General features: G+C 45.5%; 30 protein-coding genes and 1 pseudogene. 6 read left to right on the top strand and 25 right to left on the bottom strand.

Translation table 11 applies throughout. The features are described 5' to 3' along the window. Window positions 1-56: 56 nt before the first annotated feature. From OCV37_RS01810 to cobA, 4 genes and pseudogenes are all read right to left on the bottom strand, one after another. Window positions 57-1,781, bottom strand: coding sequence for an SLC13 family permease (locus tag OCV37_RS01810; protein ID WP_038179087.1), 1,725 nt, complete (start codon window positions 1,779-1,781; stop codon window positions 57-59). Between the two features lie 44 nt (window positions 1,782-1,825). Continuing rightward, window positions 1,826-3,253 carry a sulfate adenylyltransferase subunit CysN gene (gene cysN, locus OCV37_RS01805; RefSeq protein WP_038179090.1) on the bottom strand — a complete coding sequence of 476 codons (1,428 nt, stop codon included), beginning with the start codon at window positions 3,251-3,253 and terminating at the stop codon, window positions 1,826-1,828. A 17-nt stretch (window positions 3,254-3,270) separates the two neighbouring features. Then, window positions 3,271-4,179, bottom strand: a complete 909-nt coding sequence (gene cysD / locus OCV37_RS01800; RefSeq protein WP_038179091.1) for a sulfate adenylyltransferase subunit CysD — start codon at window positions 4,177-4,179, stop codon at window positions 3,271-3,273. 135 nt (window positions 4,180-4,314) lie between these two features. Then, window positions 4,315-5,094 (bottom strand): annotated as a pseudogene (cobA, locus tag OCV37_RS01795) (uroporphyrinogen-III C-methyltransferase); the annotation flags it as partial. A gap of 329 nt (window positions 5,095-5,423) precedes the next feature. Here cobA and OCV37_RS01790 point away from each other — a divergent pair. The 3 genes from OCV37_RS01790 to OCV37_RS01780 all read left to right on the top strand — a co-directional run bounded on the left by OCV37_RS01790 (window position 5,424) and on the right by OCV37_RS01780 (window position 8,611). Beyond that, window positions 5,424-7,400: a bifunctional 2',3'-cyclic-nucleotide 2'-phosphodiesterase/3'-nucleotidase gene (locus OCV37_RS01790; RefSeq protein ID WP_038179094.1), complete on the top strand. Its 1,977-nt coding sequence runs from the start codon at window positions 5,424-5,426 to the stop codon at window positions 7,398-7,400. A 71-nt stretch (window positions 7,401-7,471) separates the two neighbouring features. Further along, window positions 7,472-8,065: a Crp/Fnr family transcriptional regulator gene (locus OCV37_RS01785; protein ID WP_051680385.1), complete on the top strand. Its 594-nt coding sequence runs from the start codon at window positions 7,472-7,474 to the stop codon at window positions 8,063-8,065. Window positions 8,066-8,155: 90 nt separating this feature from the next. Beyond that, window positions 8,156-8,611 (top strand): GNAT family N-acetyltransferase, encoded by a 456-nt coding sequence (locus tag OCV37_RS01780; RefSeq protein ID WP_038179096.1) that lies wholly within the window; start codon window positions 8,156-8,158, stop codon window positions 8,609-8,611. A 131-nt stretch (window positions 8,612-8,742) separates the two neighbouring features. Here the strand turns inward: OCV37_RS01780 and OCV37_RS01775 are convergent, their stop codons facing one another. Continuing rightward, a complete protein-coding gene (locus OCV37_RS01775) occupies window positions 8,743-9,354 on the bottom strand; it encodes an OapA family protein (RefSeq protein ID WP_038179098.1) in 612 nt (203 codons plus the stop codon). A 228-nt stretch (window positions 9,355-9,582) separates the two neighbouring features. On the opposite strand from OCV37_RS01775, the gene OCV37_RS01770 reads away from it, so the two are divergent. From OCV37_RS01770 to OCV37_RS01760, 3 genes are all read left to right on the top strand, one after another. Continuing rightward, the gene (locus OCV37_RS01770; RefSeq protein WP_038179100.1) at window positions 9,583-10,203 is read left to right on the top strand and encodes an FKBP-type peptidyl-prolyl cis-trans isomerase; all 621 of its coding nucleotides are present in this window, start codon (window positions 9,583-9,585) and stop codon (window positions 10,201-10,203) included. 110 nt (window positions 10,204-10,313) lie between these two features. Further along, window positions 10,314-10,796, top strand: a complete 483-nt coding sequence (locus OCV37_RS01765) for a DUF2780 domain-containing protein (RefSeq protein ID WP_038179102.1) — start codon at window positions 10,314-10,316, stop codon at window positions 10,794-10,796. A gap of 211 nt (window positions 10,797-11,007) precedes the next feature. Then, on the top strand, window positions 11,008-12,276 hold the full coding sequence (locus OCV37_RS01760; RefSeq protein WP_038179105.1) for an O-acetylhomoserine aminocarboxypropyltransferase/cysteine synthase family protein: 1,269 nt from the start codon (window positions 11,008-11,010) through the stop codon (window positions 12,274-12,276). Between the two features lie 116 nt (window positions 12,277-12,392). Here the strand turns inward: OCV37_RS01760 and rplQ are convergent, their stop codons facing one another. The 20 genes from rplQ to rplP form a co-directional block, all read right to left on the bottom strand. After that, window positions 12,393-12,779, bottom strand: a complete 387-nt coding sequence (rplQ, locus tag OCV37_RS01755; protein WP_038179107.1) for a 50S ribosomal protein L17 — start codon at window positions 12,777-12,779, stop codon at window positions 12,393-12,395. Between the two features lie 26 nt (window positions 12,780-12,805). Continuing rightward, the gene (locus OCV37_RS01750; protein WP_038179109.1) at window positions 12,806-13,798 is read right to left on the bottom strand and encodes a DNA-directed RNA polymerase subunit alpha; all 993 of its coding nucleotides are present in this window, start codon (window positions 13,796-13,798) and stop codon (window positions 12,806-12,808) included. A 24-nt stretch (window positions 13,799-13,822) separates the two neighbouring features. Continuing rightward, complete coding sequence (gene rpsD, locus OCV37_RS01745; protein ID WP_021019664.1) at window positions 13,823-14,443, bottom strand: 30S ribosomal protein S4; 621 nt, start codon at window positions 14,441-14,443, stop codon at window positions 13,823-13,825. A gap of 27 nt (window positions 14,444-14,470) precedes the next feature. Continuing rightward, a complete protein-coding gene (gene rpsK, locus OCV37_RS01740; RefSeq protein ID WP_001118870.1) occupies window positions 14,471-14,860 on the bottom strand; it encodes a 30S ribosomal protein S11 in 390 nt (129 codons plus the stop codon). Between the two features lie 18 nt (window positions 14,861-14,878). After that, complete coding sequence (gene rpsM / locus OCV37_RS01735; RefSeq protein ID WP_038179111.1) at window positions 14,879-15,235, bottom strand: 30S ribosomal protein S13; 357 nt, start codon at window positions 15,233-15,235, stop codon at window positions 14,879-14,881. A 148-nt stretch (window positions 15,236-15,383) separates the two neighbouring features. Continuing rightward, window positions 15,384-15,497 (bottom strand): 50S ribosomal protein L36, encoded by a 114-nt coding sequence (rpmJ, locus tag OCV37_RS01730; protein ID WP_000868186.1) that lies wholly within the window; start codon window positions 15,495-15,497, stop codon window positions 15,384-15,386. A 27-nt stretch (window positions 15,498-15,524) separates the two neighbouring features. Then, on the bottom strand, window positions 15,525-16,862 hold the full coding sequence (gene secY / locus OCV37_RS01725; RefSeq protein WP_021019662.1) for a preprotein translocase subunit SecY: 1,338 nt from the start codon (window positions 16,860-16,862) through the stop codon (window positions 15,525-15,527). Window positions 16,863-16,880: 18 nt separating this feature from the next. Continuing rightward, window positions 16,881-17,315 carry a 50S ribosomal protein L15 gene (gene rplO, locus OCV37_RS01720; RefSeq protein WP_021019661.1) on the bottom strand — a complete coding sequence of 145 codons (435 nt, stop codon included), beginning with the start codon at window positions 17,313-17,315 and terminating at the stop codon, window positions 16,881-16,883. A 5-nt stretch (window positions 17,316-17,320) separates the two neighbouring features. Next, window positions 17,321-17,497, bottom strand: a complete 177-nt coding sequence (rpmD, locus tag OCV37_RS01715) for a 50S ribosomal protein L30 (RefSeq protein ID WP_021019660.1) — start codon at window positions 17,495-17,497, stop codon at window positions 17,321-17,323. A 5-nt stretch (window positions 17,498-17,502) separates the two neighbouring features. Beyond that, window positions 17,503-18,003, bottom strand: a complete 501-nt coding sequence (rpsE, locus tag OCV37_RS01710; RefSeq protein ID WP_021019659.1) for a 30S ribosomal protein S5 — start codon at window positions 18,001-18,003, stop codon at window positions 17,503-17,505. A 14-nt stretch (window positions 18,004-18,017) separates the two neighbouring features. Next, a complete protein-coding gene (gene rplR, locus OCV37_RS01705; RefSeq protein ID WP_021019658.1) occupies window positions 18,018-18,371 on the bottom strand; it encodes a 50S ribosomal protein L18 in 354 nt (117 codons plus the stop codon). Between the two features lie 9 nt (window positions 18,372-18,380). Continuing rightward, on the bottom strand, window positions 18,381-18,914 hold the full coding sequence (rplF, locus tag OCV37_RS01700; protein WP_261888113.1) for a 50S ribosomal protein L6: 534 nt from the start codon (window positions 18,912-18,914) through the stop codon (window positions 18,381-18,383). 15 nt (window positions 18,915-18,929) lie between these two features. Next, a complete protein-coding gene (rpsH, locus tag OCV37_RS01695) occupies window positions 18,930-19,322 on the bottom strand; it encodes a 30S ribosomal protein S8 (protein ID WP_021019656.1) in 393 nt (130 codons plus the stop codon). A 29-nt stretch (window positions 19,323-19,351) separates the two neighbouring features. Continuing rightward, window positions 19,352-19,657: a 30S ribosomal protein S14 gene (gene rpsN, locus OCV37_RS01690; protein ID WP_038179113.1), complete on the bottom strand. Its 306-nt coding sequence runs from the start codon at window positions 19,655-19,657 to the stop codon at window positions 19,352-19,354. Between the two features lie 17 nt (window positions 19,658-19,674). Continuing rightward, a complete protein-coding gene (rplE, locus tag OCV37_RS01685) occupies window positions 19,675-20,214 on the bottom strand; it encodes a 50S ribosomal protein L5 (protein WP_038179114.1) in 540 nt (179 codons plus the stop codon). 23 nt (window positions 20,215-20,237) lie between these two features. Further along, complete coding sequence (gene rplX, locus OCV37_RS01680; protein WP_038179115.1) at window positions 20,238-20,555, bottom strand: 50S ribosomal protein L24; 318 nt, start codon at window positions 20,553-20,555, stop codon at window positions 20,238-20,240. A gap of 12 nt (window positions 20,556-20,567) precedes the next feature. Beyond that, window positions 20,568-20,939, bottom strand: coding sequence for a 50S ribosomal protein L14 (gene rplN, locus OCV37_RS01675; protein ID WP_021019652.1), 372 nt, complete (start codon window positions 20,937-20,939; stop codon window positions 20,568-20,570). 155 nt (window positions 20,940-21,094) lie between these two features. Beyond that, a complete protein-coding gene (rpsQ, locus tag OCV37_RS01670) occupies window positions 21,095-21,349 on the bottom strand; it encodes a 30S ribosomal protein S17 (protein WP_038179116.1) in 255 nt (84 codons plus the stop codon). After that, window positions 21,349-21,540: a 50S ribosomal protein L29 gene (rpmC, locus tag OCV37_RS01665; protein WP_038179117.1), complete on the bottom strand. Its 192-nt coding sequence runs from the start codon at window positions 21,538-21,540 to the stop codon at window positions 21,349-21,351. The genes rpsQ and rpmC overlap by 1 nt, the downstream gene beginning before the upstream one ends. Beyond that, window positions 21,540-21,950 (bottom strand): 50S ribosomal protein L16, encoded by a 411-nt coding sequence (gene rplP, locus OCV37_RS01660; RefSeq protein ID WP_021019649.1) that lies wholly within the window; start codon window positions 21,948-21,950, stop codon window positions 21,540-21,542. The genes rpmC and rplP overlap by 1 nt, the downstream gene beginning before the upstream one ends.

Raw genomic sequence — 21,950 nt, 5'->3', positions numbered from 1 at the left:
AACACTCTTCCTTTATCAATAAAATGGTCAATATTTGGTTAAAAAATTAATAGCGATTAAAACGGGAAAAATATCGGTATTAAGGTCAGTACCAGCGAAGAATAGACCAAAGAAATTGGAATCCCGATCCTGACATAATCACTGATTTTGTAGTTACCGAGACTATAGACCAATAAGTTAGTCTGATAGCCATAAGGAGAAATGAAGCTCGCACTGGCTCCAAATAACACGGCCATAATAAACGGCATTGGATCCACCCCATAGCCAACCGCCAGACTATACCCCAGCGGAAATGCTAACGCGGCTGCGGCATTGTTGGTGATTAATTCTGTCAGGAGCAAGGTGATCAGATAGGTTGCGACGAGGCCGCCAAATACACCCCAACCGTTCATCGTATGGATAAAAAATTCCCCCATACGCTGCGACAATCCCGATGAAATCATCAACTGAGCAATCGATAGTGCCGAACCGACAATCACCACGATATCAAGCGGAAAGCGACGACGCAGCTCGCCGATTTGTACGATACCAAACACCACCAACAGAATCAGATAGATAGACAATCCTTTAATAATCGGCAATACATGAAACAGTGCAGCACCGATCACGGCCATAAAACCGAGTAGTACTAAGCTTGATTTATGACTATCTAACCGGGCACTCGAATCTAGATCATTGATAAAGAGAAATTCCCGATGCAATGCATGACGCTGGGCTTCAAACTGTTTTCCCGGAACCAGTACCAACGTATCACCGGCGGTTAAAGTAATATTTCCCAACCCGCCTTCCAGACGTTCGTGTCCACGGCGAATGGCAACAACAACAGCATCAAATCGTTCACGAAAATGGCTGGATTTCAGGGTTTTATTACAAAAACTGGCCGAAGAACTCACCACGACTTCAACAAAATTTTGTCCATTCAAATGGTGCTGACCAAATAAGGTTAACCCTTTGATTTCCTGAAGGGTTGACACACTTTCGACATCCCCGCAAAAGAGCAGCCTATCCTGTGCTTGTAAGACGAAATCCGGCCCGACAGAAGGAACACTCTCGCCATTACGAATCACTTCGGCCAAGAATAGTTTACGAAGCGCACGCAGATTATTTTCTGCAATACTGTGTCCGGCCAGTGGTGAGTCTTCACCAACCGTGGCTTCGAGGAAATACGGTAGCTCATCTTGTCCCAATTCATCGTTATTCGGCAGCAGATAACTTAATGGAATCAGAATCAGCACCCCACCAAACAGTACAGCTAAACCAATCATGGTCGGGGCAAAAAAGTTGAGACTTGGTAATCCCGCATCTTCGACAAAACTGTTGATAATCAAATTGGTAGAAGTACCAATTAAAGTCAGCGTCCCGCCAAAGATTGCCGTATAAGACAGTGGAATGAGCAGCTTCGACGGCGCATGTTGCTGGTTACGTTTAATCGCTCCAATCAGGGACACGACAACCGCGGTATTATTGGTGAATGAAGAGAGAAAAGCAGTCGAGAATCCCAGCTTGGCAATCACCGTTCCGAGCCGCCCTTCGGAAATCGTGCTGCTGATCCAACTGATAAGCCGGGTTTTTTCCAGCCCGGCTGAGGCTAAAACCAATAAAATCAGTGTCAGTAGGGATGAGTTGGTGAAATTTGCAGTCAAATCGTTGACATCAATCATCCCCGTCATAAAGGTAATAAACGCAGCACCGGCGAAGATAAAACTCGGTTTTATCCGCGTAAACAGCAAGCAGACGACCACACTGCATAAAATGGCAATGATGACCCCTTGTTCCCACATCACTCATCCCTCAGTGCGGGTGGTCCCCCACCCGCATCAGCCGATTACTTCAGCAATTGACTGATATCTTTGGCACCCCAATGCGGGAAGTGCTTACGAACCAGTGCATTCAGCTCTAACTCAAATGCAGAGAAATCACCCTGTGCCTGAGCCACCGTTTGAAGACTGTCACGAACCAATCCAGCACCAACCGTCACATTGGTCAGGCGGTCAATCACAATAAAACCACCGGTATCGGCGCAGTCGAGATATTTATCAAGTGCAATGGCCTGATTGAATGTCCATTCACACAAACCAATCCCATTGAGTGGCAGAGATTCAGCCTGATAAGTCGAGAGATTATTAATATCATACTGGTGGCGAATCGCTTTAACCTGTCCAATCGTTTTATGACTGGCGATTTTGATATCGTAGTCTCGCCCCGGCTGCAAAGGTTGCTCTGTCATCCAAACCACATCCGCTAATAAGTGGTTGGTGGCATCAAGCTGAGCCTGCTCCAGAACAATTAAATCCCCGCGGCTGATATCAATTTCGTCATTCAGTGTCAGTGTGACAGCCTGACCGGCATGAGCCAGTTCAAGATCTCCATCGAAAGTGACGATGCGGGCGATCGTCGAGGACTTGCCGGACGGCAGCACTTTGACGTGATCACCAACCCGGACCAGACCCGATGCAACCGTTCCGGCAAAGCCACGGAAATCGAGATTGGGACGATTGACGTACTGAACCGGGAACCGGAACTCACCGGTACCTTTGACCTGATCAACATCAACAGTCTCTAACATCTCAAGCAGAGAAGGACCTTGGTACCAAGACATATGCTGACTTTTATCAACAACATTGTCCCCTTCCAGCGCGGAAATCGGGATAATCTGAATATTGGTTTCTCCCTGAAGGTGTCGGGAGAACTCGAGATATTCCTGACGAATCTCATCGAAGCGCTGCTGGGAGTAATCGACTAAGTCCATTTTGTTCACCGCAACAACAAAGTGTTTCAGGCCTAACAAGTTGGAAATAAATGAGTGGCGGCGGGTTTGATCCAAGACGCCTTTACGCGCATCAATCAGAATAATCGCTAAGTCACATGTTGAAGCACCGGTAGCCATATTCCGCGTGTACTGTTCGTGTCCCGGAGTATCTGCGATGATAAATTTACGCTTCTGCGTTGAAAAATACCGGTATGCGACATCAATGGTAATGCCTTGTTCACGCTCCGCCTGTAAACCATCGACCAGCAATGCCAGATCTGGACGCTCACCGGTAGTCCCAACGCGTTGACTATCCGAATGAACCGCGGCCAATTGGTCTTCATAAATCTGTTTTGAGTCATGAAGTAAGCGCCCAATCAAGGTACTCTTACCATCATCGACTGAACCACATGTCAGAAATCTAAGTAACGATTTGTGTTGGTGTTGATTCAAATACCCTTCAATACCTAACTCAGCTAACTGAGCCTGAACTGCACTATTCATAAAACTTTCCTCGCCCCTTAGAAATAACCCTGACGTTTTTTCAATTCCATGGATCCTGACTGATCATGATCGATCGCACGCCCTTGACGCTCACTCGATGTCGCCACCAGCATCTCTTCGATAATTTCAGGTAAGGTACTTGCGGTCGATTCAATCGCCCCGGTCAGCGGATAACATCCAAGCGTCCGAAAACGCACTGATTTCTGTTCAACCACCTCTCCCGGTAAGATTTCCATCCGGTCATCATCCACCATGATGAGCATGCCATCCCGTTCAACAACAGGACGTTTTTCAGCGAAGTAAAGCGGCACAATATCGATCCCTTCCAGATAGATGTATTGCCAGATATCCAACTCAGTCCAGTTCGATAAAGGGAAAACCCGAATGCTCTCGCCTTTGTTGATCTGACCATTGTAGGTATGCCAGATCTCCGGACGCTGGTTTTTCGGATCCCAAGTATGATTCTTATCGCGGAATGAATAGACCCGTTCTTTCGCTCGCGACTTTTCTTCATCGCGCCGGGCACCGCCAAAGGCTGCATCAAATCCGTACTTATTCAATGCCTGCTTCAGACTCTGCGTTTTCATAATGTCGGTGTGTTTCGAACTCCCGTGTACAAATGGGCTGATCCCCATTGCTAATCCTTCGGGATTTTTATGTACCAGTAACTCGAAGTCATACTTCTGCGCCGTTTTATCCCGGAATTCGATCATTTCTCGAAACTTCCAGTTGGTATCAACGTGCAGCAGTGGAAACGGAATTTTACCCGGATAGAAAGCTTTACGGGCTAAATGCAGCATCACTGATGAATCTTTCCCAATGGAATACATCATCACCGGGTTGCCGAATTCAGCTGCCACTTCACGGATAATGTGAATACTTTCAGCTTCTAGTTGTTTTAAATGAGTTAAGCGTTGTTGATCCATCTCTTGCTTCCTTTTGACTCACAAGATGAGCGTGTTATGCAATTCGATTTCTGAATAGAGAAGTCAGCCATGACTGAGTCTGGATGACTTATATATTGGTCGTGATATCCCGTGTTCTTCATATCTACAGAGAAACTATGCATACAAAGAACTGACAGTCGTATCCTGAGCCCTGCCGAACCAGTTGAGCTTTTCGGACAATGCAACCACTTCACCAATCACAATTAAAGCGGGTGAATCAGCTTGGGCTGCCAACTGCGGCAAATCATCCAACGTGCCACAAAAAAGCTTCTGTGCTGCCTGAGTGCCACGTTCAATGACCGCAACAGGCGTTGTTGCATCACGGCCATGTTGCAGGAGTTGTTCGCGGATATAACCGGATTTCATCAATCCCATGTAGATAACCAGCGTCTGCCGTCCCCGGGCCAGCGTTGACCAGTCCATTTCATCTTGCTCAGCACGAACATGACCGGTCACGAAAATGGCAGACTGGGCATAATCCCGGTGTGTTAAAGGAATACCGGCATAGGCTGTTGCGCCAGCGGCAGCGGTGATACCGGGAACAACCTGAAAACGAATCCCCGCCTCAAACAGGCATTCCAGCTCTTCGCCGCCCCGACCAAAAATAAAGGGATCGCCGCCTTTAATCCGCACGACACGGTGCCCCTGCTTGGCAAAATCAACCAGCAGTTGGTTGGTTTTATCCTGTGGCACACTATGGTGGCCTGCTCGTTTACCGACACAAACCAGAATCGTACTGTCAGGCACCAGTGACATGATCTCCTCTGAGACCAAATAGTCATATAAGACAACATCAGCTTGCTGGAGAAAACTGACCGCTTTGACTGTCAGTAATTCCGGATCGCCGGGACCGGCACCAACCAGAGCCACCTCTCCGGCTTGTAATTGAGATTTTGTGAAGTGGCCGCAGATTTGTTCTGACGTATCAGCCTTCACAGATGAACGCACTGACTTGACGGGTAAACGAGTTACCACTTGATCCTTTGCCATAACACACTCCACCTCCAATGAATATGTGCATTATGGCGACCTCTACATATGACATGAAATTCTAAAATTTCATTTTTTATTCGAAAAGCTGATAAGGAAACCTTTTCTTCAACAAAAAAAGCCGATGACTGTATTAAACGATACACATCACATTTTCTAACTCATTGAAATATAGCTTTCATTCATCTTTGCTACATTAGCCAAATATTTACTGCTTATGGATCCAGCCGCGTATGAAACCGCTTAAAAAATTTCTCATGCCATCATTACTCAGTGAACTACTGGTACTTTCCTCATTCGCACTGCCATTTTCCGTCAGTGCAGAAACTATCCACCTTCGAATCATAGAAACAACGGATATCCATGCCAATGTCATGGACTATGACTACTACAAAGACAAATCGTCAGAAAAAATAGGACTCATCCGGGCTGCAAGTCTGATCAAACAGGCCCGGGCAGAAAATCCGAATTCACTGTTGATTGATAACGGTGATCTGATTCAAGGCAGTCCGATGGGTGACTATATGGCAGCCAGAGGGATCAAGGCAGGCGAAATTCATCCGGTATATAAGGCGATGAACCTCCTTGGTTACGAGGTCGGAAATATTGGTAATCACGAATTCAATTACGGGCTTGGGTATCTGAAAGAAACGCTTAACGATGCCAATTTCCCTTATATTAATGCCAATATATTTGACGCAAAAACGAATCAGCATTATTTCCGGCCTTACCTGATCAAATCATATACATTGACCGATACCGACGGGAAGCCACAGCAGTTGAAAGTTGGCTATATTGGCTTTGCTCCCCCTCAGATTATGGTCTGGGATAAGAAAAATTTAACGGGTAACGTCTACACCAAAGATATTAAAGCCACCGCGCAAACGCTGATTCCTCAAATGAAGCGAGAAGGGGCAGATATCATTGTGGCAATTCCTCATTCAGGGATCGCCACTACCCCCTACCACGTCGGTGCTGAAAATTCGGTTTACTATCTCGCAGAGCTTCCAGACATCGATGCGATTACTTTTGGTCACGCTCATGCAGTATTCCCCGGTAAAGGTTTTGATAATCTGCCAAATGTTGATAATCGCAAGGGAAGGATTCATGGGGTCGCAGCAGTAATGCCGGGACGCTGGGGAAGTCACGTCGGTATTATTGACTTAACGGTAGAGAAGCAAAATCATCATTGGCAGGTAACGGATAGCCAATCAGAAGCCCGTCCGATTTATAACAATACCACGCATCATGCCTTAGTCTCTGCGGATGCTCAGCTTCGTCAAGCCGTCCAGTCGGATCATCAGGCAACCCGACAGTTTGTCAATCAACCCATTGGCCGCGCCAGTGATAAAATGTATAGCTATCTGGCTCTGGTTCAGGACGATCCGACCATTCAGATCGTCAACCTAGCCCAGAAAGCCTATGTTGAAAAAATGATTCAGGGCGATCCGGATCTCGATGGCCTGCCAGTCCTGTCTGCAGCAGCTCCATTTAAAGCCGGTGGACGAAAAAATGATCCTTCGAACTATACCGAAGTGGAATCAGGAGAATTGACTTTCCGGAATGCTGCGGACCTGTATCTTTATCCGAATACTTTGGTCGCACTCAAAATCACCGGTCGGGAGCTGAAAGAATGGCTGGAATGCTCTGCGGGGCAATTTAATCGTATCGACCCGACTCTGGCGACACCTCAATCTCTCATCGACTGGGATGGATTCAGAACCTATAACTTTGATGTGATAGATGGCGTTGAATATCAGATTGATGTGACCCAACCGGCCCGATACGATGGTAACTGCCAACTCGTTCATCCGGGGAGTCAACGTATTGTTCGCCTGTCTTATCAGGGTAAGGCGATCCCGGATAAGCAAGTCTTCCTCATGGCTACCAATAACTATCGTGCCTATAGTCACAAGTTTCCGGGAACCGGCGCTTCACATGTGGCTTTCGATGCCCCTGATGAAAACCGCACAATTCTGGCCAATTACATAACTCAGATGAGTAAACAGCAGGGCGAAATTCACCCTCAAGCGGATGACAACTGGCGTTTAGCCCCGATTGAGGCCTCAAAAAAACTTGATATTCGCTTTGAGACAGCTCCGGGAGAAAAAGCCGCACAATTCATTCAGCAATATGGTCGCTATCCGATGAAGCCACTCATGACGGATGAAACCGGCTTTGCGGTCTATCAGATTCAGCTACAAAAATGAGCCTGAATTGATTACAGTACAGCCGTAGCAGAAGTGAAGTTACGACTGTACTGTCATTCATTGAGGGTTGCATGGAAAACACATTCCGGACTGATTTAGCTCATTATGGCTTTAGCGCTGAGGATATTGAGGCATTGGTCGATATCGCCACCCCGCTCGATCTCCCGACTCGCCATATTCTTTCTCATCAGGGAGAAGTGGCCACTCACATTTATTTTGTTCTCGAAGGCATCTGTCACGCCAGTTATCTCACCGATAAAGGGAAATCTTTCAGCAAAGAGTTTTACTGGGAATCAGACTGGGTTATTGGTTTTGAAAGTCTGATCAAGCAGGAACCCCTGCCCTATCTTTTAGAAACACTGTCCCCGGTCTCTTTAATGTGCCTCCCCATTCAAACACTATTTGAATGGCATAAATCCCGACATCCGGTTTACATTAAACTGCTGGAAACCAAGCTGCTCCATAAAGAAAACAAAGAACGGTTGATGTTGCTCTATACACCAGAAGAACGTTATCAGTTATTCCGTCACCACTATCCAGAGCTGTTGGCACGATTGGCTGACTACCATGTGGCCGCTTATCTGGGGATTACACCGATCAGTCTGAGTCGAATCAAAAAGCGTCTTGATCCACCCCTAACTCAATCGTTATTTAAGTCGCCGTAAATCCTCGCGGTTAACATTTGTTAATGATGAACACATCATGTAAAAGTAGATTGACCAATATGACCTTCATTCACTCTGACGGAACTTTCGATGATCACTTGGCATCTACACCCCTTTTCCGGGCTGACCACAACTCAGTTATATCAACTACTCAAATTACGGGTTGACGTTTTTGTCGTGGAACAAACCTGCCCCTATCCTGAATTAGATGACAAAGACCATATGTCCGGTGTCCATCATCTGCTGGGATATCAGGATGAAAAAATCATCGCCTGCGCAAGATTAATCCCACCCGGTATCAGCTATTCGGGAAGTAGTATTGGCCGAATCGCAACTCATACTTGTATTCGGGGGGAAGGTGCCGGACATCAATTACTGACTCATGCCATCGAGCAATGTTGCCGCCTATGGCCGGATAGCCCTATAGAAATTGGGGCACAGGCACAGTTAGAGGCCTTTTATCGCCAATACGGATTCGTTCCGACGTCCGAACCTTATCTTGAAGATGGCATTATGCATATCGATATGAAGAGAACATCTCTGTAAGGACTCCCTCAAGGAAACGCTCCGTTAGTGCCTTATCTGACTGAAATATCCAACTTTAGTGTAATCTCGGGGGAATAGATCATATCGCTATTCTTCCGATACCTTGGCGCCTGATGTGTTCTCTGCCGCTGCTATTTACTCCGGCCAAAACCACCATTAGATAGACGAAAAAACATGATCGATTGATCCTTTTGTTCGACTTGCAGAATGTCCAGTTCACCTTTTGTCGTCAATTTATAACGAATCAACTGTCCTGGCTTAATATTACTGAGCGGCTTATCAGAACCTTCAACCTGAACCAGTGCATGCAGGTCTGCCAATGATAAATCGTTGGTACGGAATACCTTAGAAAGCGTGTCGCCATTTTGTATCGTATAGTTAACCCACGCCGTGGTACGAGGTTCTGAGGCCGGTTTAACCGTTTTCGGAGCGACAACAGTCGGTTCCTTCAGACTATCCGGGTCAAGCGCAAGTGCAACGCGCTGCTCTCCGACTGACGGTTCACCAACGGGTTGTTCAGATGCAACTTGCTGCCCTTTCGGCCAAGGAATCAGAATGAGCAGAATGACCACAGGGCACAAAACCATCAGCAAACGTTGATGCAATTTCGGTAATTGACACCATAGATTACGACACAGTCTGACAACAGACTGAAATAACTGCTGGAAATTCATAGCAGACCATTTGCTCTGAACAACCGCAAGATAACCACCTTGCACCTTTTTTTCCTGTCGGCGATTCACGAATTCACATCTCCCATGCTTATTCCGGCTAGTATAAAAACTCGCGCTTAGTGAGTATAGGGGAATCATCGCTATAACTAAAATGTTGACACAATCTTGAAAAAATTTCATTTAAGTTTAGAGTCGTATCACATCAAACTATGCAATGAAATATTCTCCCGGTTCTTCATTTCATCATCTGTCAATAACTGTTATCCTCTGTCGTTTTAACACAAAAGAGTGACAGTTATGTCTGACGTACAACTTGAAACAAATGAACAGAAGGCAAGCTACGGTATTGGTTTGCAAATGGGCCAACAGCTTGCTGGTAGTGGTTTAGAAGGGCTCAGTGTTGATGCGATCGCTGCAGGTATTGCAACAGCATTGACAGGTGACATGCCAGCAATCGAAGTCGATGAGATTAATCAAGCATTGCAAGCCGTTCATGCAAAAGCACAAGAAGCACGTGAATCTGCTGCGAAAGCTGCAGCTGCTGATGGTGAAGCATTCCTGAAAGACAATGCTCTTCGTCCTGAAGTGACTGTTTTAGAATCAGGCCTTCAGTATGAAGTCGTCACCGAAGGTACTGGAGAAGTACCGACTTCTGATAAGACTGTTCGCGTTCACTATCATGGTCAACTGACTGATGGTACGGTATTCGATAGTTCTGTAACTCGTGGTCAGCCAGTTGAATTCCCAGTCACCGGCGTCATTAAAGGTTGGGTTGAAGCACTACAAATCATGCCTGTCGGTTCAAAGTGGAAACTCTATATTCCTCAAGATCTTGCTTATGGTGAGCGCGGTGCCGGTGCGGCAATCCCACCATACGCAGCGCTGGTTTTTGAAGTTGAACTGCTCGACATTCTGTAAGCCAGTCAGCTAGCAATAAATTAGCAAAGAATTCACATCAAGCGGTGCTCAGGCACCGCTTTTTTTATCTAAACTTAATCATCAGCTCACAATGATGGAAATAGCATCTCATGACAAGAACACGCACTCTGATATGGACGCTGATGTTAAGTACGACACTGACATCCCCAAGTTACGCTTTTTTCAAACTCGGTAATAATGCAGAAGATCTGCCCGGCACAATCAGCAAAACACTGGGACTCACCGGAAACAGTTCAACACTCGTTTCACAAATCGCGGAACAATTCCCTATATCTGGTCAACAGGCAACAGGTGGCGTGGGTTCGATGTTGTCTTACGCGAAACAAGCCCTTCCAGCCGCTCAGTCAACTGAATTAACATCGCTGCTCCCTGGAATAGATTCACTGACCAACGCAATGCCACAGCTCAAGAACAGTTCTTTAACTAGCATGGATGAGGTCAATTCTGTGTTTCGTCAACTTGGAATGGAATCTTCCATGGTCACTCAATTTGCCCCGGTTATTCTTAAATATTTAACAAGTCAGGGCGCATCAACCGGGCTGATTTCATCACTCACTTCGCTCTGGCAATAAATTCTGTTTCTATAGATTTACCCAGTAAAAGCGTTGCTTCTGGTTATAATATCCATTTTAAAACAAGGGGTATGAATAGCCTGAAGCAATTTTATAATATGATCCATCTCAGACTCTGTTAATCACATGTTAACCAACCTTTGGTTTCCCCTCCGTTTCTTATAAAAAGTCGCGTACAATAATTCCTTTATAACAAGGAAGAAACATAACAATGAAAGACGAAACTTTATCTATCCATCATGGATACGAGACAGATCCAACAACGAAATCCGTCGCTGTGCCAATTTTTCAAACCGCAGCTTACGAATTTGATGATGCACAACATGGTGCTGATTTGTTTAATCTGGAGGTCCCCGGGAATATCTATACCCGCCTGATGAACCCAACCAATGATGTACTGGAAAAAAGAGTGGCTGCACTTGAATGGGGCATTGGTGCTCTGGTAGTGAGTTCTGGTGCTGCGTCGATTCATTACGCCATTCTGACGCTGGCAAAAGCCGGAGATAATATTGTTTCAACGCCACAGCTCTATGGTGGCACGTATACCTTATTTGCCCATATGTTACCGAACCTCGGTATAGACGTTAAATTCGCCAAGGATGACAAACCGGAAAGTCTGGCAGCTTTGATTGATGACAATACAAAAGCTGTTTACTGTGAATCCATTGGTAACCCAGCCGGAAATATTGTTGATATCGAAGGTATCGCAAAACTGGCTCATGCCAAAGGCGTCCCGGTTGTTGTTGATAACACCGTAGCAACTCCGGTTTTATGTAAGCCGATCTCTTTTGGTGCCGATATCGTGGTGCATTCCATGACAAAATATATAGGTGGTCATGGGACCTCTCTGGGTGGCGTGATTGTCGATTCGGGTAAATTTCCATGGAAAGAACACCAAGAACGTTTCCCCGAATTCAGCCAACCAGAAGCATCTTACCACGGTGTTGTTTATAACGAACAATTTGGTGATGCCGCCTTTATCGCCCGGGCGAGAACTGTCCCGATGCGTAATACCGGCTCAACGCTTTCACCAATGAATGCATTCCTATTACTACAAGGTCTGGAAACCTTGCCATTGCGTATGGAACGTCATTGTGAAAATGCCATGAAAGTTGCCAGATTCCTGAAATCGCACGATAAAGTCAGTTGGGTCAGTTATGGTGGTCTGGAAGAATCCGAATTCTATTCGTTAGCGCAAAAATACATGCATGGCAAACCATCATCGATTATGTCATTTGGTCTGAAAGACGGATATGAGGCAGGCATTCGCTTTTATGATGCCTTAAAACTGATCAAACGCTTGGTGAATATCGGTGACGCAAAAACACTTGCATGTCATCCGGCGTCAACGACCCATCGTCAATTGAATGAAGAAGAACAACGTCAGGCTGGTGTTCAACCCGAGATGATTCGCTTATCCATCGGTATCGAACATATTGATGATATCTTGGCAGACTTGGATCAGGCATTAAACGCATAGTGGTAATCAGAATATCATCAATGTAATAGTATCAATGTTGATATCGACCAGAACGCTAAAAATGCACAAAAAAAAGCCGAACATAAAAGTTCGGCTTTTTAGTTGAGTAAATCAACTTATTCAGCTGCAGCTTCTGCTTCAGCTGCTGGGCGATCAACAAGCTCAATGTATGCCATTGGCGCTTTATCACCGGCACGGAAACCACACTTAAGAATGCGAGTGTAGCCACCTTGACGTGCGGCGAAACGTGGACCCAATTCATTAAATAGTTTTGCAACTACTTCGTTATCACGAGTACGAGCAAATGCCAGACGACGGTTAGCAACACTGTCAGTCTTAGCTAGTGTAATCAAAGGCTCAACTACGCGACGTAGCTCTTTAGCTTTTGGCAAAGTAGTCTTGATAACTTCATGACGTACCAAAGAGCTAGCCATGTTGCTAAACATCGCTTTGCGATGACTGCTGTTGCGGTTGAGTTGACGACCACTCTTACGATGGCGCATGACCAAATCCTTCTAACTTGTATCGATTAATCTTCAGCGATAGATGCTGGTGGCCAGTTTTCTAGGCGCATACCCAGAGAAAGACCACGTGATGCAAGCACGTCTTTAATCTCTGTCAGAGATTTCTTACCGAGGTTAGGTGTTTTAAGTAATTCTACCTCAGTACGCTGTACTAGATCACCGATGTAGTGAATCGCTTCTGCTTTCAAACAGTTAGCAGAGCGAACTGTTAGTTCAAGATCGTCTACAGGACGCAATAGGATCGGATCGAATTCAGGCTTCTCTTCTTTCTCCTCAGGAACTCGTACATCACGTAGATCTACGAATGCATCCAGTTGTTCAGCAAGAATTGTTGCTGCACGACGGATAGCTTCCTCAGGTTCGATTGTGCCATTTGTTTCCATATCGATGACGAGTTTGTCCAAATCAGTACGCTGTTCTACACGAGCTGCTTCTACAGTATAGGCGATTTTATCCACCGGGCTGTAGGTAGCATCAACAAGTAGGCGACCAATTGGACGATCATCTTCATCTGTATGGATACGAGCAGAAGCCGGAACATAACCACGACCACGTTGAACCTTGATGCGCATTGCGACCTCAGCATTGTCATCATTAAGATGACAAATAACGTGCTCAGGGTTTACGATCTCAACATCACCATCATGAGTGATGTCACCTGCAACAACAGGGCCCGAGCCTGATTTGTTTAGTGTAATGAACACTTCATCTTTGCCTTCGGCAACGCGAACAGCTAAACCCTTCAGGTTCAGAAGGATCTCTAGGATATCCTCTTGAACACCTTCTTTGGTGCTGTACTCGTGTAGTACGCCTTCAATTTCAACTTCAGTCACAGCACAACCTGGCATAGACGAAAGAAGAATTCGGCGAAGTGCATTACCCAGAGTATGGCCGAAACCACGCTCTAACGGCTCAAGAGTTACTTTTGCGTGTGTCGTGCTGATCTGTTCGATATCAACAAGACGTGGCTTAAGAAATTCTGTTACAGAACCCTGCATTGTGTCCTCTCTTTAATTTAAACCTTACTTAGAGTAAAGCTCGACGATCAATTGTTCGTTGATGTCAGCTGATAGATCTGAACGTTCTGGCAAACGCTTGAACGTACCTTCCATTTTGCTGCCATCCACTTCAATCCAAGTTGGTTTTTCGCGTTGTTCTGCAACTTCTAGAGCTGCTGTGATACGAGATTGCTTTTTCGCTTTCTCACGCACTGCAACAACGTCGTTTGCCGTAACATTGAAAGAAGGAATGTTTACTACTTTACCGTTAACCAGAATAGCTTTGTGACTAACTAGTTGACGTGCTTCTGAGCGAGTTGCACCGAAGCCCATACGGTAAACAACATTATCCAAACGACCTTCAAGAAGCTGAAGTAGGTTTTCACCTGTATTGCCTTTTAGACGAGCAGCTTCTTTATAGTAGTTACGGAATTGTTTTTCAAGAACGCCGTACATACGACGAACTTTTTGCTTCTCACGAAGCTGAACGCCATAATCAGATAGACGACCGCGACGAGCGCCGTGTACACCTGGTGCGTTATCTATTTTACACTTGGTATCTATCGCACGAATGCCTGACTTAAGGAATAAGTCGGTACCTTCGCGGCGGCTAAGCTTCAGCTTAGGACCCAAATATCTTGCCATGATCTTTCTCCAATCTTCCTCGAAACGTTAAACGCGACGTTTCTTAGGTGGACGACAACCGTTATGAGGGATTGGTGTCGCATCAACAATATTTGTGATACGGAAACCAGCAGCGTTCAGTGCGCGAACTGTAGATTCACGACCTGGACCTGGACCCTTCACCATAACTTCCAGATTCTTAAGGCCATATTCTTTAGCCATTTCAGCACAACGCTCAGCAGCAACCTGTGCAGCGAACGGCGTTGACTTACGAGAACCACGGAAACCAGAACCGCCAGCAGTTGCCCAGGCTAGAGCATTACCTTGACGATCAGTAATGGTTACGATTGTGTTGTTAAAAGATGCATGGATGTGCGCCACGCCATCTGCGACTTGCTTGCGTACGCGCTTACGTGCGCGAGTTGGTTGTTTAGCCATTGTACTCTACCTTCCCGATTATTTCTTGATCGGCTTACGCGGACCCTTACGGGTGCGAGCGTTGGTTTTAGTACGCTGTCCACGTAGAGGTAGACTGCGACGATGACGAAGACCACGGTAACAACCAAGGTCCATAAGACGCTTGATGTTCATTGATACTTCACGACGTAGATCACCTTCTACAGTGTATTTAGCTACACCATCACGCAGTTGATCGATCTGCTCTTCAGTTAGTTCACTGATCTTAACACTTTCAGCAATACCCAGTTCAGCTAAGATAGCTTGCGAACGAGTTTTACCGATACCGTAAATTGAAGTTAATGCAATTACAGCATGTTTGTGATCAGGAATGTTAATGCCTGCTATACGGGCCACTATTCACTCCTAGTACTTTCATCAAAGAATTATCCGCAACAAAGCCCGTAGAGGATACGTTGCGGGATACTACTTCTTTTGCACGCAAAAGGTAGGCCGAGGAATATACTCGACCAACCTTGTTTTTTCAAGTAAAAAATTCTGCTAATTAGCCTTGGCGCTGCTTGTGCTTTGGCTCACTGCAAATCACGCGAACGACACCGTTACGCTTGATAACTTTACAGTTACGGCAGATTTTTTTAACGGAAGCACGAACTTTCATTGCTAAACTCCGTGAGAGAAATCTGAATTAACGGCCGTAGCCTTTCAGATTTGCTTTTTTCAACACAGAATCATATTGACTTGACATCATATGAGTCTGTACCTGTGCCATAAAGTCCATAATAACCACAACTACAATTAGTAGTGAGGTGCCGCCAAAATAGAAACGTACATTCCAAGCGACCATCATGAACTGAGGGATCAGACAGATAAAGGTAATATATAACGCACCAGCTAAAGTTAGACGCGTCATCACTTTATCAATATATCTGGCTGTCTGCTCACCTGGGCGGATACCGGGTACGAACGCACCAGACTTCTTCAAATTATCAGCTGTTTCACGTGGGTTAAATACCAACGCAGTATAAAAGAAACAGAAGAAGATAATTGCAACTGCATATAGTATGACATACAGAGGTTGACCAGGGCTTAGTGCCAAAGACACTTTTGTCAGCCAGCTAAATGCTGAACCTTCACCACCACTATTACCAAACCACTGTGCTAATGTTCCGGGGAACAAAATAATACTCGATGCAAAAATTGCGGGAATTACCCCTGCCATATTAATTTTCAATGGCAGATGAGTGCTCTGTGCTGCAAAAACTTTGCGACCTTGCTGGCGTTTTGCATAGTTAACGACAATGCGCCGCTGACCACGCTCCATAAAGACCACAAAATAAATCACAGCAAAAGAGATAACCGCAATCAAAAGGAGAAGAAGTACATGCAATTCACCTTGACGCGCTTGCTCAATCGTTTGTCCGATTGCCTTTGGCAGACCAGCAACAATACCTGCAAATATCAGTAATGAAATACCATTACCGATACCCCGCTCAGTAATCTGTTCACCTAACCACATTAAGAACATAGTACCGGTTACTAGACTCACTGTTGCGATAAACGTAAACATGGTTTGGTCGATAACAACCAGATTAGAGACCATGTTTGGTAGTCCTGTCGCAATCCCAAGAGCTTGGAACGTTGCAAGTACAAGCGTGCCGTAACGCGTATATTGGCTAATCTTACGACGCCCTGCTTCACCCTCTTTCTTGAGTTCAGCTAACGCGGGATGAACTACAGTTAGCAGTTGGACAACAATCGATGCCGAAATATACGGCATGATTCCAAGAGCTAATATAGATGCACGCGAGAGAGCACCACCGGAGAACATGTTAAACATTTCTACGATGGTCCCTTTTTGCTGTTCGAACAAATCGGCTAGTACAGCTGCGTCAATACCAGGAATCGGCACAAAAGAGCCAGCTCGGAATACGAGAAGCGCACCTAATACGAATAACAAGCGCGACTTCAATTCACTTAAGCCGCTCTGAGCACTACGAAAATCTTGTCCTGGTTTCTTAGCCATCTGTACCTCGTTTCGAGATTATTCCTCGATTTTTCCGCCTGCAGCTTCGATTGCAGCTTTAGCGCCTTTAGTTACGCGTAAACCCTTCACTGTAACAGCTTTGTTGATCTCACCAGAAAGAACGATTTTCACATTCTCAATGTTTTTAGTCACAACATTTGCTGCTTTCAGGCTATTCAGGTCAACAACTTCGCTTGTTACTTTCGCTAATTCACTTAGACGAACTTCAGCAGACACTAAGCTCTTGCGAGAAGTGAAGCCGAATTTTGGCAAACGTTGTTTTAAAGGCATTTGTCCACCTTCAAAACCTGCACGAACTTTACCGCCAGAGCGTGATTTTTGACCTTTATGGCCACGACCACCTGTTTTACCCAGGCCCGATCCGATACCGCGACCTAAACGCTTCTTAGAAGGTTTAGAACCAGCAGCCGGAGATAGAGTATTCAAACGCATTCTGATTACTCCTCAACTTTAACCATGTATTGAACTTTGTTGATCATACCACGAACACATGGCGTATCTTCAAGTTCAACAGTGTGGTTGATGCGACGAAGGCCTAAACCACGCAAAGTAGCTTTATGCTTTGGTAGGCGACCAATTGAGCTTTTAGTTTGAGTTACTTTAATAGTTGCCATGGTACTTACTCCGAAATTGATTCAACAGTTAGACCACGTTTAGCTGCAACCATTTCTGGTGACTTCATGCTACCCAGCGCATCGATCGTTGCACGAACGATGTTGATTGGGTTTGTTGAGCCATACGCTTTTGACAAAACGTTATGTACACCTGCAACTTCAAGTACAGCACGCATCGCACCACCGGCAATAACACCTGTACCTTCAGCAGCTTGCTGCATATAAACTTTAGAGCCCGAGTGGCGACCTTTTACCGGGTGGAAAAGTGTGCCTTCGTTCAACGCGATTGTAATCATGTTACGACGCGCTTTTTCCATTGCTTTTTGAATCGCAGCAGGTACTTCACGGGCTTTGCCGTAACCGAAACCTACACGACCATTACCGTCACCAACCACTGTTAGTGCAGTAAAGCTCATGATTCGACCACCTTTAACCGTTTTAGAAACACGGTTAACAGCGATTAATTTTTCTTGCAAATCACTCGCTTGTTGTAATTCTTTAGCCATCTTCCAACCCTACCTTAGAATTTCAGACCAGCTTCGCGAGCAGATTCTGCTAGCGCCGCTACTCGACCGTGGTATTGGAAACCGGAACGATCAAAAGCAACTTCTGACACGCCTTTTTCCAGAGCGCGTTCAGCAATAGCTTTACCTACCGCTTGTGCTGCTTCGATGTTTCCAGTGAATTTTAATTGCTCACGGATCGCTTTTTCTACAGTAGAAGCTGCAGCGATAACCTCAGAGCCATTAGATGCGATAACCTGAGCGTACACGTGACGAGGAGTACGGTGTACAACTAGGCGAGTGGCACCCAGTTCTGCAATCTTACGACGTGCACGAGTGGCACGACGGATGCGAGATGCTTTCTTATCCATAGTGTTACCTTACTTCTTCTTAGCTTCTTTAGTACGCACATTTTCATCTGCGTAACGAACACCCTTACCTTTGTAAGGTTCAGGCTCACGATAAGCACGAATATCAGCCGCAACTTGACCCACAAGCTGTTTATCACAACCAGTGATGACAATTTCAGTTTGACTTGGACATTCTGCTTTAATTCCTGTTGGCAATTCATGTTCAACAGGGTGAGAGAAGCCCAGTGTTAGTGCTACAGCATTGCCTTTCATTGAGGCACAGTAACCAACACCTTTTAGTGTAAGCTTCTTCGTAAAGCCTTCCGTCACACCGACAACCATGTTGTTCACTAGTGCACGAGCAGTTCCTGCCTGTGCCCAAGCATTCGCAACACCTTCACGCGGTCCGAAAGTCAGGTTACTTTCTTCTTGAGCAATCACAACTGCGTTATTCAGTACGCGAGTCAGTTCACCCTTTGCACCTTTCACAGTGATCTCTTGGCCGTTTAATTTCACCTCTACGCCAGCTGGAATAGCGACAGGTGCTTTAGCAACACGAGACATATCCTACTCCTATAATTAAGCTACGTAGCAAATGATTTCACCACCAAGACCTGCTTTACGGGCAGCGCGGTCTGACATCAGACCCTTGGAAGTGGATACAACAGCAACACCCAAACCGCCCATCACAGATGGCAGCTCGTCTTTTCTTTTATAGACGCGCAGGCCAGGACGTGAAACACGTTTGATTTGCTCGATAACTGGTTTCGCTTGAAAATATTTCAGCGTAACTTCCAGTTCAGGTTTTACATCGCCTTCAACAGCGAAATCTTCGATATAACCTTCAGCTTTTAGAAGTGCAGCAATTGCAACTTTTAGCTTTGAAGAAGGCATTTTTACAGCAACTTTGTTTGCTGCCTGACCGTTACGAATACGGGTCAGCATATCCGAAATCGGATCTTGCATGCTCATAAACTTTACTCCAAATGATTAAGTGGCAATTACCAGCTAGCCTTACGAAGTCCAGGAATCTCGCCTTTCATGCAAGCTTCACGAACTTTGATACGGCTTAAACCGAACTTACGTAGGTAACCGTGTGGACGACCAGTTTGGTTACAACGGTTACGCTGACGTGATGCACTTGAATCACGAGGAAGTGTTTGAAGTTTCAGAACAGCATCCCAACGTTCTTCTTCAGATACGTTTACGTCGCTGATTGTAGCTTTTAACGCAGCACGCTTTTCAGCATACTGAGCGACAAGCTTTGCACGTTTTACTTCACGTGCTTTCATTGATTGTTTAGCCATAACAGTAACCCTTCACCTTACTTGCGGAATGGGAAGTTAAAGGCAGCCAGCAGAGCACGGCCTTCCTCATCAGTGGACGCACTAGTCGTGATTGTTACATCAAGACCACGAACACGATCGACTTTATCGTAGTCGATTTCCGGGAAGATGATTTGCTCGCGAACGCCCATGCTGTAGTTACCGCGTCCATCAAAAGATTTCGCGCTAACACCACGGAAGTCACGTACACGTGGCAGAGCGATAGAAATTAAACGCTCCAAAAAATCCCACATACGTTCGCCACGCAAGGTTACTTTACAACCAATTGGGTAGCCTTCACGGATTTTGAAACCTGCAACAGATTTGCGAGCTTTTGTGACAAGAGGCTTTTGACCAGAAATGGCCGCCATGTCAGCTGCTGCATTCTCAAGCAGTTTCTTATCGTTGATTGCTTCACCAACGCCCATATTTAGGGTGATTTTCTCAATCCTAGGGACTTGCATGACGCTTGTGTAACCGAACTGTTTGGTCAGTTCAGCGACTACAGACGACTTGTAGTAATCATGCAGTTTCGCCATAGTAGAACTCCAAATTACGTCTATTAGTTAGAAATGGTTTCACCGTTAGATTTGAAGAAACGGACTTTTTTGCCGTCTTCAAAACGGAAACCGACACGGTCCGCTTTACCAGTAGCTGCATTGAAGATTGCAACGTTAGAAGCATCAATTGCTGCTTCTTGTTCAACGATGCCACCTTGAACACCCATAGCCGGTACAGGCTTCTGGTGTTTTTTCACAAGGTTGATGCCTTCAACAATAACTTTACCGGTTCCAAGAACCTTAGTTACTTTACCTTTCTTGCCTTTATCTTTACCGGCAAGAACAACGATTTCGTCGTTACGACGGATTTTAGCTGCCATTTCAGTGCTCCCTTACAATACTTCTGGAGCCAGTGAAACAATCTTCATAAACTTCGCATTACGAAGCTCACGAGTCACTGGACCAAAGATACGTGTACCGACTGGTTGCTCAGTATTGTTATTCAACAATACACAAGCGTTACGGTCGAAGCGAATGACAGAACCGTCTGGACGACGTACGCCTTTACGGGTGCGAACTACCACCGCCTTCAGGACATCACCTTTTTTTACTTTACCGCGTGGAATTGCTTCTTTGACGGTAACTTTGATGATGTCGCCGATATGTGCGTAACGACGGTGAGAGCCACCCAGAACCTTAATACACATTACGCTGCGAGCGCCTGAGTTATCAGCTGCGTCCAGCATACTTTGCATTTGGATCATGTTAGTGCTCCGCTAAATATTAAAACTAGACCCTCTCGGGTCGGGCTGCCTTTAAAAAGGGAGGCGAATTGTAACACCCTTTTTTCAGATTGGGTAGTCAAAAAACAAACGGCCCCAAAAATAATTGGAGCCGTTTTTTAATTGAAAAACAAAAGTTAAATTTTTGCTTTTTCTACCACTTTCACCAAAGTCCAAGACTTCGTCTTAGACAATGGACGGCACTCACGAATTTCAACAGTATCGCCTTGGCCACACTCGTTGTTTTCGTCATGTGCGTGAATTTTAGTCGTGCGTTTAACGAACTTACCGTAAATCGGATGTTTTACGAAACGTTCGATAGCAACAACAATAGACTTATCCATTTTGTCACTAACAACACGACCAAGTTGAGTACGAATTTTGTCGCTCATTATGCGCCTGCCTTCTCAGTCAAAACAGTTTTCACACGTGCGATATCACGGCGTACAGCTTTCAGAGTATGAGTCTGCTGTAGTTGACCAGTCGCTGCTTGCATGCGCAAGTTGAACTGTTCACGTAGCAAATTCAATAGCTCAGTATTCAGCTCTTCAACGCTTTTTTCGCGTAGATCTTGTGCTTTCATCACATCACCTGCTTAGTTACGAAAGTAGTCTTGAACGGAAGTTTTGCAGCTGCAAGCGCAAAAGCTTCACGTGCCAATTCTTCAGGTACACCGTCCATTTCGTACATCACCTTACCAGGTTGGATTTGGGCGACCCAGTACTCAACGTTACCTTTACCCTTACCCTGACGAACTTCAAGTGGTTTTTCTGTGATAGGCTTATCTGGGAATACACGAATCCAGATTTTACCTTGACGCTTAACGTGACGTGTCATCGCACGACGAGCCGCTTCGATCTGACGAGCAGTCAAACGACCACGGCCGACAGCTTTCAAACCAAATGTACCGAAAGAAACATCAGTACCTTTAGCTAGACCACGGTTGCGACCAGTATGAACCTTACGGAACTTTGTACGTTTAGGTTGTAGCAT

The organism is Vibrio rhizosphaerae (assembly GCF_024347095.1).
Taxonomy (GTDB): Bacteria; Pseudomonadota; Gammaproteobacteria; order Enterobacterales; family Vibrionaceae; genus Vibrio; species Vibrio rhizosphaerae.
This window is presented reverse-complemented; position numbering and strand designations above follow the sequence as displayed.